This is a genomic window from Bacillus sp. AG4(2022) (genome assembly GCF_031844465.1).
GTDB lineage: Bacteria > Bacillota > Bacilli > Bacillales > Cytobacillaceae > Bacillus_AB > Bacillus_AB infantis.
This window is the reverse complement of record NZ_JAUZVH010000001.1, coordinates 154,868-168,064: the sequence shown is the minus strand read 5'-3', so window position 1 is coordinate 168,064 and position 13,197 is coordinate 154,868. Positions and strand designations below refer to the sequence as shown.

12 protein-coding genes are annotated in these 13,197 nt (G+C 47.6%); 1 reads left to right on the top strand and 11 read right to left on the bottom strand.

Translation table 11 applies throughout. From position 1 onward, the window contains the following. Positions 1-11: 11 nt before the first annotated feature. The 6 genes from mnmH to Q9R36_RS00830 all read right to left on the bottom strand — a co-directional run bounded on the left by mnmH (position 12) and on the right by Q9R36_RS00830 (position 7,085). The gene (gene mnmH / locus Q9R36_RS00855) at positions 12-1,058 is read right to left on the bottom strand and encodes a tRNA 2-selenouridine(34) synthase MnmH (RefSeq protein WP_224951964.1); all 1,047 of its coding nucleotides are present in this window, start codon (positions 1,056-1,058) and stop codon (positions 12-14) included. A gap of 219 nt (positions 1,059-1,277) precedes the next feature. Continuing rightward, entirely contained in the window at positions 1,278-2,702 is a 1,425-nt protein-coding gene (locus Q9R36_RS00850) for an FAD-binding domain-containing protein (RefSeq protein ID WP_311224388.1), read from the bottom strand. A 169-nt stretch (positions 2,703-2,871) separates the two neighbouring features. Beyond that, positions 2,872-3,966 (bottom strand): branched-chain amino acid aminotransferase, encoded by a 1,095-nt coding sequence (locus Q9R36_RS00845; protein WP_311224387.1) that lies wholly within the window; start codon positions 3,964-3,966, stop codon positions 2,872-2,874. Between the two features lie 186 nt (positions 3,967-4,152). Beyond that, the gene (locus Q9R36_RS00840) at positions 4,153-4,749 is read right to left on the bottom strand and encodes a branched-chain amino acid aminotransferase (RefSeq protein ID WP_094769259.1); all 597 of its coding nucleotides are present in this window, start codon (positions 4,747-4,749) and stop codon (positions 4,153-4,155) included. 135 nt (positions 4,750-4,884) lie between these two features. Continuing rightward, on the bottom strand, positions 4,885-6,297 hold the full coding sequence (locus tag Q9R36_RS00835) for a flavin monoamine oxidase family protein (protein WP_311224386.1): 1,413 nt from the start codon (positions 6,295-6,297) through the stop codon (positions 4,885-4,887). Positions 6,298-6,458: 161 nt separating this feature from the next. Then, positions 6,459-7,085, bottom strand: coding sequence for a flavodoxin family protein (locus Q9R36_RS00830; RefSeq protein ID WP_094769261.1), 627 nt, complete (start codon positions 7,083-7,085; stop codon positions 6,459-6,461). Positions 7,086-7,311: 226 nt separating this feature from the next. Here Q9R36_RS00830 and Q9R36_RS00825 point away from each other — a divergent pair, with 226 nt between their 5' ends. After that, a complete protein-coding gene (locus Q9R36_RS00825; RefSeq protein ID WP_101547732.1) occupies positions 7,312-7,848 on the top strand; it encodes a ribonuclease H-like YkuK family protein in 537 nt (178 codons plus the stop codon). 5 nt (positions 7,849-7,853) lie between these two features. Here the strand turns inward: Q9R36_RS00825 and Q9R36_RS00820 are convergent, their stop codons facing one another. From Q9R36_RS00820 to Q9R36_RS00800, 5 genes are all read right to left on the bottom strand, one after another. Then, positions 7,854-8,318, bottom strand: coding sequence for an SRPBCC family protein (locus Q9R36_RS00820; protein ID WP_101547733.1), 465 nt, complete (start codon positions 8,316-8,318; stop codon positions 7,854-7,856). A 90-nt stretch (positions 8,319-8,408) separates the two neighbouring features. Beyond that, positions 8,409-9,764, bottom strand: a complete 1,356-nt coding sequence (locus Q9R36_RS00815; RefSeq protein ID WP_009793882.1) for an aspartate aminotransferase family protein — start codon at positions 9,762-9,764, stop codon at positions 8,409-8,411. 31 nt (positions 9,765-9,795) lie between these two features. Further along, complete coding sequence (locus tag Q9R36_RS00810) at positions 9,796-11,268, bottom strand: CoA-acylating methylmalonate-semialdehyde dehydrogenase (RefSeq protein ID WP_374703146.1); 1,473 nt, start codon at positions 11,266-11,268, stop codon at positions 9,796-9,798. Between the two features lie 116 nt (positions 11,269-11,384). After that, positions 11,385-11,612: a hypothetical protein gene (locus tag Q9R36_RS00805; protein ID WP_009793880.1), complete on the bottom strand. Its 228-nt coding sequence runs from the start codon at positions 11,610-11,612 to the stop codon at positions 11,385-11,387. 21 nt (positions 11,613-11,633) lie between these two features. Beyond that, complete coding sequence (locus Q9R36_RS00800; protein WP_101547735.1) at positions 11,634-13,088, bottom strand: NCS1 family transporter; 1,455 nt, start codon at positions 13,086-13,088, stop codon at positions 11,634-11,636. Between the last annotated feature and the right edge of the window lie 109 nt (positions 13,089-13,197).

Here is a 13,197-nt window from a genome sequence, read left to right as displayed (position 1 = left end):
TTATACAAGAATTATTGCGCAACCGGCGATTGTGATAGTACGTACTCTTCTATCTTTTGGGCAGCATCCTCGATATTTGCGGCTTGAATAGTCACGATCCTGTCTTCCGGATACATTTTAGCTGTATGCGTATAACGGGGATCATAATAATATTTAAGGAGCAGCGCAACCGCTGACCCATACTCTTCATCAATGAGATTCTGTTCTATTTCGGAAGCAATCGGTGTGTGGATCCTGTTTTTAATATGGCTGAACGCATTAAAGCATGCTTCAGGATGATCCCATGGCTTGTAATCCTCCAGGATATGGCGGACTCTTTCTTCCATCGGCATCTCAATGAACAGCTGGATCCCCTGTTCCTTCTTTTCAATGATAGATTCAGGGAGCACCACCTTCCCGACCCTTTTGCTCTCAGCTTCAAAAAAGACAAAAGGAGAATCCTGCACCTCGAGCACCTTCCTCAGCAGCCTGCTATCGAACATTTTCTGATTGCTCGGTTCAAGGCCGATATGGCCAAAGATGGAACCGCGGTGCCTGGCAAGTCCCTCGAGATCGATCACACTATAGTCCTTTTCTGCCAGCTTCTCTAGAATGGCCGTTTTCCCTGAACCTGTATAGCCGTTCAAGACGAATGCTTTGGGCTTAAGCTTGAGTCCTTCAAGCGTTTCGACAACCCATCTGCGATGCGCTCTGACACCGCCTTCGAGCCGGTATGTGCGTATGCCCATCAGATCAAGGAGGGTGGCAGAGGTTCTGCTCCTCATCCCGCCTCTCCAGCAGAATACGGCTTTGTCGCCTTCAACGGCATTAAATTCCCTGATAAAATCCGGAAGCTTGGCCGAAACGATTTCCAGACCGCGTTCTTTGGCAGCTTCAACACTCACCTGTTTGTAAATTGTGCCGATTTCAGCCCGCTCTTCATCATTGAACAAAGGTATATTGATGCTTCCCGGTATCGTGCTGTCCTTATACTCAGAAGGAGACCTTACATCTACCAGTACAAGCTTTCGTTTATCCTTCAGTTCTAAAAGTTTCTCAATTCCTACATCCTGGAACAATTTTTATTCCGCCTTTCCTGCTGTTGCATTCTAAGCTTATCTTTACTGCTATCACATAGAAAAGCTGATCACTCGCAGGGAGGATCAGCTGGAAGAACATCTTACTTCAACTGAGGGACTTCAGCGGATGAACATCCTGCCCTTTACCTATTATAAAACATTTCGCGGCTAAAAGCATATTTTCAGATTTTCCCCCTGAGCCTTTTCCGGTGTTCAGCTTTAATCGAAATCCCAGGTAAGCTGTTCTTCACTTTCAAGAGCTGCTTTTTTACTTTTAAGTATGTCTTTAGGTTTCTGATCTTTCTTCTGGTCCGCTATTTGCCTTTTTGCTTGCTTAATTGCTTTCCGTACATCACAAATGGGAGCTGGGTATCCAAGCTGAAAAAAACCAGGGTACAGCCAGGGTTCGTGTATATATGCCGCATCCACATCCTTCAGCTCCGGAACATACCGGCGGATATAGCTTCCATCAGTATCAAGCTCTTTTCCCCATTTGACCGGATCGATGATTTTGACGGTTTTTGAGCCGTTTTTACCGGCAAGAATGCCCATCTCTTTCATGTGAACAGCAGGCTCGTGGTCAAGGAACAAAAGGGCGAGCTCCAGTGCAGCCTTCTCCCAATCTAATAGAAGTATATTACAGGCAAAGCCTGCCAGCATCCTTCTGCTGCTGTAATTGAGCCAGCCGGTTTTGCGCAGGCAGCGCATACTCGCATCAACCGAAGGAATTCCGGTATTTCCTGTCCGCCATTTTTCAAGAAGCTCTGCATCATGCGCTCTGGCGGAATTACTATCGGCTGCATTTGCTTGTGTTTCTTTTTCCTGCCACTGCAATGCCTCACTCCGCTCAAGCAGCTTTGATTGAAAAAGGCTTAGCTGCTGCTTCTCAGTTTCTGTACAGTTTTCCGCCTTCTTTGCGGCTTCATGGTAGGCGAGCCTTGGTGAAATATTACCGTATGCCAGGTACGGGGAAAGCCTGCTGGATGAGAAAGAAGAAGCGAGCGGTTTTTGATAGTTTTTTTCATAGTTGGCGAGCTGTTCCCCTATGAAAAATTCCAGTGTTTCTATTCCCCTTTTTTCCCCGCCATTTTGTCCAAACCTGATGGCCTCTCCTTTAACTTTCATGCCTAATGCCTTCTGAACAGAAAGATTAAGAAAATCCGGCACCTTTTCCGGAACTCTGACCGCAGCCGGAGGATCTGTCAGCTCCTCAAGCATTGACTCCTGCCAAAGCTTTCTGAACCTGCTCTTGCTCTTTGGTTTTTCCAGCTGGCCTGGAGGATGGAAAGGATAGAAAGACAGTCCTTTAGACCCCATCCACTCCGCAGCCAGTCTGTCAGTATCCGTATCGTATTCCAGGTGGAAAAAAAGGGAGAAATCGCCGTATCTTTTCAGTAGCTCTTCGAGTATATCGATGATGGTGCCTTGAGCGGCAAATAATCTTCCTCCAAGACCCCTTAAGCCCTCATCCAGCTGCTCAAGCCCCTCTGCGGCAAATTGGATATGGCGTCTTGAGACTTCCTTCCGGCCTGAAAGCGGTTCTGCTATATATAAAGGGATAACCTCCTCCGCTGAAGCACATGCCTCTGCAAGCGGCCGATGATCATGAATCCTTAAGTCTTTCCTGAACCATACAATATTCATAAGAAATCACTCCGAAACTAGAATAGCGTCTCTATCCATTATACTGAACTAAGAGGGAAAAAGCTGGGTAAAAGGAAAGCGGAAGCGGATTGACGTAATCAGGAAATGCCAGCAATATAAATAGCCCGGCATTTGCCGGGCTTATTTAAGCATCTTCCAGTATTCAGTCTTACACTTTCGCTGCGGCCGGCTTCTCCACCTTCACCGTCCACCCGAAAGGATCCGCAACTCTGCCATATTGGATGCCAGTCAGTGTATCATACAGCTTCCGGCTCAGCTCCCCGGTTTCTCCATTGTTGATGACAAGCTTTTCATCCTGCCATAGAAATTCGCCGATCGGGGAAATGACTGCTGCAGTCCCTGTGCCAAAAGCTTCTTCGAGCTCCCCATTCCGGTAAGCCTGTGCCAGCTCCTCGATGGAAATCCTTTTTTCCGTAACCTGGTGCCCCCATTCTTCAAGCAGGGCAATGATTGAATTCCTGGTAACCCCTTCAAGAATGCTTCCATTCAAAGCCGGCGTGATGATTTCTCCATTCACTTTGAAAAAGACATTCATGCTCCCAACTTCTTCAATATACTTTTTTTCTTTTCCATCCAGCCATAATACCTGGGCATATCCGCCTTTGCCGGCACCCTGCTGGGCTTTCAGGCTTCCGGCATAGTTGCCTCCTGTCTTGGCATTGCCGGTGCCGCCTGGGACGGCCCTGACGAATTCCCGTTCTACCGCGATTCTGACGGGATTGATCCCTTCCTTGTAATAGGCACCGACAGGGGAAAGGATGATGATGAACTGATAGCTTGCAGAAGGAGCCACTCCCAAATATGGTTCTGTGGAAATGACAAAAGGCCTTATATAGAGGGAAGTGCCTTCAGCAGAAGGAACCCACTCTTCTTCGATCATCAGCAGTTTTTTGAGGGCTTCAAGCGCCAGGTCCTCGTCAATGTGCGGTATGCAAAGCCTGCTGTTGGATCTGTTCAGTCTCTCCAGATTTTTTTCCGGCCTGAATAAAAGGATTTCCTGATCTTTTGTCCGGTATGCTTTAAGCCCTTCAAAGACGCTCTGGCCATAATGAAAAATCATGGCTGCCGGATCCAATGTGAGCGGCTGGTAGGGAATGATGCGGGGATCATGCCAGGCTAACCCTTCCTTATAGTCCATCACGAACATATGGTCAGTGAAATTTCTGCCGAATTCCAGTGCCGCTGCTTCCGGCTTGACCTTTTTTTCGTTCCTTAAAGTTACGCTGATCTGGCAATCTGTCATTTTTGAAAACTCCTTTTCTGCTATTATGCTTTGAAGTGCTGAAGGGAATGGGTGAAAAAGAAGCAAATGATGTGAATGCGGTATCGCACCATATCATTTGCACCCTCCCTTGCTTACTTTTCCAATAAATAACCATTAATAATATTCTTAATATTATGGCAATCCTTTAATTAAATGTCAAGAACTTTATCCTTGCTGACTTTGTGCACCCTCAGCAAGATTAAATAGGAATCCATATACAAGACTGTAAGCTTCCCCGACTGACAATCCGCCATGAAAACCAGGAAGAGCATCGAGGGAAAAATTTAAATTCCAGATGCCTTCACCTGAATCAAACATCAGATCATAAGCGTCCCCGCTGCCTTCAAGCCCTTTATCCAGACTGTCTTTGAGGTATTTCTGATACTTCTTCTGCAGTTTTAATCCAAGCATAATATCGTAGTTGCCGAACACATCATCCACTTCAAGAGAGACAGCATCTGCACCAATGACATCAAACCATTTGGACTCCATGTATACAAACTCGCGTTTATGCTCACGGAAATAGGAAATGGGCTTTTCCAGAAAATCTGGCGATTCTTCAGCAAGGATTTCTTCTGTTTCCTTATCGCCTCTTTCCAAATAAGCCTCCCGGAAGCGGTCTCCCTCATTGCCGATTGTGAATCCATCAGCTGAATCAGAGTCTGTCATTCCGAGATATTCTTTTTCTTTTTCAAAAATCAGGGCAGTCCCTTTCTGTTTTTGTTCTTTTTCTATGTATGAAGCAAGATTTTCTTTTAGCATGAGTATTCTCCTTTTTTAGCGGTTTGCGGATTTCTTTCCGGAATTATAACCGGCTTATAAGCAGTATACCATTCCTTTCTGGCTTCACATAACACTATAATCCGGGGCAGGGCAGAGCCCCCGGGGAATATAGCTTTATAGAGTGCCTTTATGATGTTCGTCCAAAAGGTCCATCTGCACTTCAAGTGCTGCCCTGCCCCCGCTCTCTACTGCTCCATTCATATAGCCCTGATAAAGGATGGATGTATGCTCCCCGGCAAAATAGCAGCTTCCTTCCTTCTCCATCTCAACTCCTGCAAAACCGGTGTGCTGGCCGACCTTCCTGAAGGAATAGGAACCTCCAGTCCAGCTGCCGGCAATCCAGTAGGATATCAAATCCCTGCCATTAAAATGGTCTGCTGCACCTGTGAACAGCCGTGACAAATCCTGCAGGAATCTCCGCTTATGCTTTTCCTTGCCTTCTTTCATTAACCGAACGGCTTCCTTTCCGCCTGCATAATGTACAAGGATTCCGGCATCCCCCTTTTGTGCCCGGGTAGCTTCAAAGGCAGATTGGAACATATCATTGGTATAGATTGTTCCGGTGCTGGCAAACTTCTCCCAAAATCTGCTGCTGAATTGAAAATGTGCTTTTAAATTATGACCCATGCCAAGCTCTTCTATTGCTTTTGCTTTTAGAGGGCTGAAGCCGCTCTTTGTGTAATCTGTTTGTTTTAAAACAGTAAAGGGAATGGCCATCACGACTTTGCCTGCATAGACTTCCTTCCTTTTCCCAGCCGATTGAAATCCAAGGTGATATCCGCCCTGCCCGAGGGATCTGATGCTTGTAAGCTGGTGGTCATAAAGGATAGACCCGTCCAGTTTTTGCTTTAATTTCTCAATGATCAGGTCGTTCCCGCCCCGCACCCTGTATCTTTCATCAGAGGTGCCGAATACATTGAAATGCGATCCATTCAGCCCTCCTACAAGGCTGATGAGATTAAGGGCGCTCTGTTCAGCACAATCTGCCCCATATTCGATTGTGTATGCATCGCATAAAAGCTGGCCGAACTCAGAGCCAGTTCCTCCCTCTATATTTTGATTGATCCAGTCCACAATCGACATGCTGTCCAGCTCTTTTGCGCGCTTAGAATGCCTGTTATACAACGGAGGGAATTCGCAAAGCCTGTATTCTTCTCTGACAGTGTCAGCTATCCGGCTGTAGAGATCCTCGATCTTTTCTCCGGGGATGCTTGTTCCATTAATAAGATAAAGCGGCTTTCCCCCTTTTTTTTCGAAGCTGGTAAGGTCATCTGTCTGCAAACCGAGTTCAGAGATCAAGCCCAGTATTTCTTTATGGTTGGAATCAATGAACTCTCCTCCGCATTCAGCAAACTGCCCTTCCGCAAAAATAGCCCGGTCTGTCCGGCATCTGCCGCCTGCGTCTGCCTGTGATTCAAATACCACAGCTTCGATTCCTGCCTGCTTCAGCCGGAAAGCACAGGTAAGACCTGCGAGTCCGGCACCGATGATGGCAATAGCATGCTGTTTCATTTCAAACCTGTCCATAATGTCACTCCTGCTGCCAACTTGAAATTGCAAAATATAGCATTCCCTCAATGTCTGTTCTTGAATCCTTATTACTGATGAGATTAAGTGTAAATCCTGCATAGAAAACAAAAAGAAACAGAGCAGCCTGAGGGGAGGTCTGCTCTGTTTCTTCTGTACAGCTATCCTTCAATCACATTGCCTTCTGCTGGGATGGGATGGTTTTTCAGCAGACTGGCAAAGTGGAATAAGTTATAGGCCAGAATTTTAGCGTGCTGTTTAGTAAAGCTGTTTTTATAGCCTTCCGCCTCGATGAATGAAGGGCCCGGGCCTGCTTCCCCTACCCAATAGGCATCCACATTCGGCGGGATGGTAAAGCCGATATGTGATAAACCGTAAATGATGGATTTGGAAGCGTCCTTTGCTCCGTCTTCATTGCCTGTGACAACAGCTCCGCCTACTTTATTATAATAAAGATATTGCCCCTTATCATTTGTCATGCTGCTTGCGCCGTATAGCCTCTCGATTGCCAGTGTGGCAATGCTGCTCTTTTCCCCGAGCCAGATCGGCGTGCCAATGACCAGGATATCCGCTTCTTTGACTTTCTCAAAGATTTCCGGCCATTCATCCCCTTCTCCTTCATCGGCGGAAATCCCATAGGAAATGTTGAAATCTGCAAGCCTGATGGTTTCTGATTCTACTCCAAGGGTATCAAAGTGACCGATTACCTCATCCATCAGCCGCTGGGTATTTGAGGGCTCTGCCCCTGCTTTTAAACTGCAATTCAGGAATAAACTCTTGATTTTCATAACGGTAGCCTCCTTACGTTCTCTCCTGTTATATATCCTCACAGCAATCCGGCAAACATGGAGATGTGCAGAAAAGGCCTTTTAAAAAAAGAACAACATCCTTTGATTACATTAATATAATGTATTACAGCACCTTTAGACACTTGGGTGTACGGTTAAAAAGAACCCGGTATGCCCCGGATGCACGGGTTCTTTCCATAAACCAACTGAAAAGCGGTGATAAAGAGTGAAAACTGATTCGCTTTCTACTTTCAGCTTTCAGAACCTGCAGGAGCATGATCTTACCTTTGAAAAGGTTTTTGAACGCATCCTGCGCTTTATGTCCCGGCAGCCTGCAGGCAATTACAGGCTGATGGTCGGTACAGATTCACAGGTTCATCCCGAGTCGACCCGTTTTATAACGGGGATCGTTATTCAGAATGAAGGAAAAGGGGCCTGGGCCTGCATCAGGAAAACGACTGTTCCCCGGAAGATGCAGCAGCTCCATGAAAGGATTTCGTTCGAAACCTCCCTGACCGAGGAAGTTGTGGCCCTCTTTGATGATGAGAAAAAGAACAGGATGATTGATATCGTTCTGCCACATGTCTACAAAGGAGCTACTTTTGCGATAGAAGGGCATATCGATATCGGCGCCGGGCCGCGGAACAAAACAAGGGAGTACGTAAATGAAATGGTTGCAAGGCTGGAGTCTATGGGTCTTGAGCCAAAAATAAAGCCGGAGGCCTTTGTGGCATCCAGCTATGCAAACCGTTTTACTAAATAGGCAATTTATAATGGAGTCTTGATTTTTCTGTTATAATTTTCTTCAGCTTTCCGGGCAACCGCCTCTGTAAGCTCCACCGTGATGGAAGGCAGGGATGAACTCAATATGCTGTTGGCCATCTTTGCCATAAGGCCCTCGGCCCTAATGGTCAGGCAGCCGGTCATGATATTGGTCCGGTTCTCTTTTTTTGCCCAAAAATAGCCTTCACCTGAAATTTTTTCGTTGATTCCCTCAAGATTGAAAGTGACTTTTTCAGGCTCCTGCCAGGTTACGATCTCCACCTTCAGCTGTATCTTCTTCTTCATGATGCCCACTTCTGTATAAAAGCTCCATGTCGATTCCCGATCATTGATGATCGTATGGTCAATATATCCCGGCACAAGCGGGGCCCAGCGGTCAATATTGCTGACGAATTCCCACAAAGATTCTATCGGTATTTTTACTTCTGCCTGGTGGCTGCAGCTGGCCATATATCAAACTCCCTTTTCTAAATAGGTTCTATTCCACATCTTATTCTGTACCATTTTTCCTTATGCCAGAAAAAACCGGGATGAAGCCGTTCACAAAATACTTTCCAGCGCATCCTTAAGGGTCCCGATAACAAGTTCAGCATCTTCTTCTTTTATGTTGAGGGGCGGCGACAGTGCAAGGACGTTATTGTAGCCTGCCACAGTAGCTCCATTTTTCCCGATCAGCACTCCTTTTTCACGGCAGGCGGCTATGACTTTATTGACAAGGGCTGCCTCGAGAGGCTCTTTCGTTTCTTTGCTGCTGACTAGCTCAATTCCGATCAATAGCCCTTTCCCTCTGACATCGCCAACAAAAGGATGATCCGCCAGGCGGGAGGCAAGATTTTCTTTCAACTTTGCGCCAAGATCGGCCGAACGTTTATAGAGGTTTTCCTTTTCAAGAATTTCGAGGTTTTTAAGCGCCAGTGCGCAGGCAGCCGGATTGCCGCCGAATGTATTGATATGCCGGAAATAGTCGTATTCCCCGCTTCCCTTGAACGCTTCATAGATCTCTTTCTTCACAGCAGTGGCTGACAGCGGGAGATAGGCGCTCGTGATGCCTTTTGCCATTGTGATGATATCGGGCCTTATACCGTCATGCATAAAGCCAAAAGGCTTCCCTGTCCGGCCAAAGCCGCAGATCACCTCGTCAGAGATCAGCAGGGCTCCGTGCTTTTCGCACACCTCTTTGGCAGCCTTCATATAGCCTTCCTGGGGAGTGATGATTCCCCCTCCGGTGATGATCGGTTCCATAATCATGGCAGCAATCGTTTCGCTCAGTTCCCAAGTCATTGCCTGGTCAAGCGCTTTGACTGCGGGCAGATCAGAAGGGCTGCCGCTGTGGACTTCATCTCTGTAAGAGTCTGGCGGCTGTACATGTATGAATCCCGGGGAGAGCGGCTCATATTTGTATTTTCTTTGCGCCTGCCCTGTCGCGGCGAGCGATCCCATAGTATTGCCATGATAGGACCGGTAGCGGGACACAATTTTATAGCGCCCTGCTTCCCCGCGCTGCTGATGATATTGCCTGGCGATTTTAAAGGCGGTTTCATTTGCTTCCGATCCGCTGTTGGAAAAGAAAATAACATATTCTCCGCCAAGCAGTTCATTCAGCTTCTCAGCAAGCCTGATGGCTGGAGCATGGCTTTGGGTCAGCGGAAAATAAGGCATCTCCTTCAGCTGTACATATGCAGCCTCGGCAAGCTCCTTCCTGCCATATCCCGCATTCACGCACCACAGGCCAGCCATCGCATCTAAATAGCGTTTCCCGTCACTTGCAGTTATCCACGAACCCTCAGCCTTTTCCGCGACGATGGTCGACTGCGGGCTGTAGGGCTTCATTGAATGCCATACATATTGATCATCCTGTTCAAGCAATGATTTATTTCCGTTCACTGACTGTGCCATCCTATCTCCTCCTCGTTGCTGCTAAGTGATTTCAAAGTTCAAAACGAGATGTGACCATTTTCTTTTTTGTATAAAAATTCAAGCCATCTTTGCCATTGACATGAAGGTCCCCATAGAAGGAATCCTTCCAGCCTGAAAAAGGGAAGAATGCCATTGTAGCCGGAACGCCTACATTGATGCCGAGCATTCCGGCATCCGCCTCTTCACGGAATTGCCTGATGCTCCTGGCATCGTTTGTATAGATGGTTGCTCCATTCCCGTATCTTGACCTTCGGATGAAGTCCAGCGCTTCATCAAGGCTTCCTGCCCTGAGCAGGCTCAGTACAGGTGCAAATAGCTCTTCCTTTGCGATCGTCATATCGCATGTCACCCTATCAAAGATCGTTGCACCAAGAAAGTTCCCGGCTGGGTGCCGCTCCATCTCCGTGCGGCCGTCCCGTATCAGCTCAGCCCCTTCTTCTTCTCCTTTTTCAATGAGTCCGAGGACTTTTTCAAGATGCTCCTTGCGGATGACGGGCGTCAGGAGGGTATCTTCTTCCATCCCGCTGCCGACCTTGAGCTCATCGGCTTTTTTCTTAAGCTCATTAATGAAGCTGTCGTTTTCTCCCACCACGACAACGGCACTGCATGCCATGCACCTCTGGCCGGCACTGCCGAATGAGGAACTGATGATATGCTGGGCCGCCTTCTCAGCATCGGCATCAGGCATGACGATATGGTGATTTTTAGCACCCGAGAGTGCCTGTACCCGCTTTCCTTCAGAAGCGGCCCGTTCATACACATATTTTGCAACCCGCTGAGAACCGACAAATGAGATGGCGGCAACCTCTTTATGTTCAAGCAGTGCATTCACAACATCATGTGCGCCGTGTACAATGTTCAGGACTCCAGGAGGGGCGCCCGCTTCGGCAAACAGTTCAGCAAGGCGCGCTGCCAGGATCGGCGTCCTTTCAGACGGCTTCAGCACAAAAGTATTCCCGCAGGCAACAGCAAGAGGGAACATCCACAAAGGGACCATCATCGGGAAGTTAAAAGGAGTGATCCCCCCAACCACGCCAAGCGGGTAACGGAACATCTCAGAATCAATATCCTCAGCGATCCCTGAAAGCGACTCACCCATCATTAAGGTCGGTGCACCTGCGGCAAATTCCACACACTCGATGCCTCTTTGGACCTCGCCGAATGCTTCTTTGAAGGATTTTCCGTTCTCTTTTACAATCAGCTCAGCAAGCTGTTCATGATGCTGTGACAGCAGATTATGATATTTGAAAAGGAGCCTTGCCCTCTTTGGGACAGGCACCTTCCTCCACGAAATAAACGCCCTTCCTGCTGCCTGGACAGCAAGGCTGACATCTTCTGCACTGGAGGCAGGCACCCTCGCGAGCACTTCATCATTGGCAGGGTTGATGACTTCAAATGTATCTGCAGAGGAAGCTTCTACCCAATTGCCATCAATAAAATTTCTCAAAACCTCTGTTTCATGCCTGATCGCCATATGCTCCATCTCCTTCATATGAAATATCCACTTCAGATTTTTATAAGACTTCGATAGAAAGCTGCACATGAAGGCGAAGGATCAGCGGCAAATAATGAAATGCGCAATCCTTCGCTCTATCACAGCTATTTTTGTTCTGCAGAATGCTCTTTCTGCTTGAGCAGAAGCCCGCTGAAATATTTCCGTGCTTCTGCTGTCCCAACATGGATTGTTTCCTGGATCCCGCTGGCCGGATTGGCAAACAAGATGGCCGCTCCATCCAAGCTTTCTTTCACCTGAAGGATTCTGAATCCTTTTTCGATATAAAAATCGATTTTGTCTCTTTCATGCAAAAAGAACTGGTAGTCTGACATACTCTGACCTCCTGAAAATAGTCAAGATTTCATGGAATCAGCGGCTTTTTCCTGATCATCGTCCAAAATCCAGTCGCGCCCCACACTGATTCCGAGATATTTGCTGTCATCCGGATCATTGATTTCGGCCTGCTGATATTTGCGGAACCACCAGTACCGGGCAAGAAGGTAATAAGAGCCTGCTCCTGCCAGGAATCCGGCAAGGAATGAATAGTTGGGAAGCCAGTATGCAACTGCGGCACCAATGACCCAGCTGATGAATCCTGCAAGGTTGATTCCTCCCCAATACCTGAACTGCCCATGGTCCTCGTATAATTCAGGTACATTGACGCGCCTTTTTCTCAGCAGATAATAATCAGCAAAAAGGATGCCGACAATCGCAGACAGGATGCCGCCTACAAACAGGAGGACAGGGATGATGACGCCAAAGAGATTCCATGGCTGGACGACTGTCCCGACAATTCCTGCTGTAATAACGCCAGCCCAGAAAGGAAATTTCGGCCCGCCAACATTAGAAAATATCGTTGCCGCCGGAACGACATTGGCCGCCGTGTTGGTGGACCATTGCGCCAGGATGATCATCAGAAGCAGGACGCATAGGACGAGTCCTCCTGCCGCTTCCTGAAGGGCGATGACAGGATCGTAATTCAGGACGGCAATATAAGCGATCCCTCCTATGATAATCATAAAGGTCTGTGTCAGCGGCATGGCGATCAGGTTGCCGATCAGCGCCCCTTTATTGCGCTTAAACCAGTTTTTTTCATTCACGGGCGCCTTGATGAACCGGGAAATGGAAGGAATATCAGCACTCAAGGTCGCCCAAAAGCCCATATTGCTGAAGATCACAACAAGGAAAGCAGTAAATGCATCGGTTCCCGCTGCCGGATTTTCTGCCCATGTCCAAATATTCCTTCCTGCCTCTTCAGCCGTATCGGATAAAGATAGGTACATCCAGACGGAAATCAGGATAATGACCGGAGCTGCCATGTCAGCAAAACGCTCTATCGCTTTTATCCCAAGGCTGGTATTAATGAGCTGTGCAGCTGCGAAAATAAGAAAACAGATAAACCAGTTATTGAAACCGAATAAAATATCAATGATGCCATTCATGGCAGTGGCACCGAAGTAGGTATTGATTCCAAACCACATAGAGGCGGTGACGCCCCTCGTGATTGAGGGGATATGAGTCCCGATTGTGCCGAAAGGGGCGCGCATATAGACCGGGAAGGATAGGCCATGCTCTATCCCGATGTCTGCAATCAAACTGATGAATAAGCCGATTCCGAGGCAGCCGATCACCGTTGCAATAATGACAAGCGGCAATGGGAGGCTCATAACCCCGGAGCCTCCGATGGCAAAGGTGGCGAGTACCACCACCATGCCCACCCACATAAATGAATAGCCGAGCGAGGTGATATTCCTGTCCTTTTGCTGGATCGGATAAAGGTCAGGGGATTTCAGATGGCTTCTTTTCATACGTACACATCCTGTCCGGTTAATTTTTGTCAGGCCGAGAAGCTGATTGAAACCGAAAAGCCGGGTTAGTGCATGCCATCATCCTGTTCACTGAAACAAAGCCGGGGTA

What these genes read in the sequence shown, in the direction of transcription:
- Q9R36_RS00850 (WP_311224388.1), bottom strand. Translation starts at nt 2,702, where the DNA reads ATGAATATTGTATGGTTCAGGAAAGACTTAAGGATTCATGATCATCGG.
- Q9R36_RS00845 (WP_311224387.1), bottom strand. Translation starts at nt 3,966, where the DNA reads ATGACAGATTGCCAGATCAGCGTAACTTTAAGGAACGAAAAAAAGGTC.
- Q9R36_RS00840 (WP_094769259.1), bottom strand. Translation starts at nt 4,749, where the DNA reads ATGCTAAAAGAAAATCTTGCTTCATACATAGAAAAAGAACAAAAACAG.
- Q9R36_RS00835 (WP_311224386.1), bottom strand. Translation starts at nt 6,297, where the DNA reads ATGGACAGGTTTGAAATGAAACAGCATGCTATTGCCATCATCGGTGCC.
- Q9R36_RS00830 (WP_094769261.1), bottom strand. Translation starts at nt 7,085, where the DNA reads ATGAAAATCAAGAGTTTATTCCTGAATTGCAGTTTAAAAGCAGGGGCA.
- Q9R36_RS00820 (WP_101547733.1), bottom strand. Translation starts at nt 8,318, where the DNA reads ATGGCCAGCTGCAGCCACCAGGCAGAAGTAAAAATACCGATAGAATCT.
- Q9R36_RS00815 (WP_009793882.1), bottom strand. Translation starts at nt 9,764, where the DNA reads ATGGCACAGTCAGTGAACGGAAATAAATCATTGCTTGAACAGGATGAT.
- Q9R36_RS00810 (WP_374703146.1), bottom strand. Translation starts at nt 11,268, where the DNA reads ATGGAGCATATGGCGATCAGGCATGAAACAGAGGTTTTGAGAAATTTT.
- Q9R36_RS00805 (WP_009793880.1), bottom strand. Translation starts at nt 11,612, where the DNA reads ATGTCAGACTACCAGTTCTTTTTGCATGAAAGAGACAAAATCGATTTT.
- Q9R36_RS00800 (WP_101547735.1), bottom strand. Translation starts at nt 13,088, where the DNA reads ATGAAAAGAAGCCATCTGAAATCCCCTGACCTTTATCCGATCCAGCAA.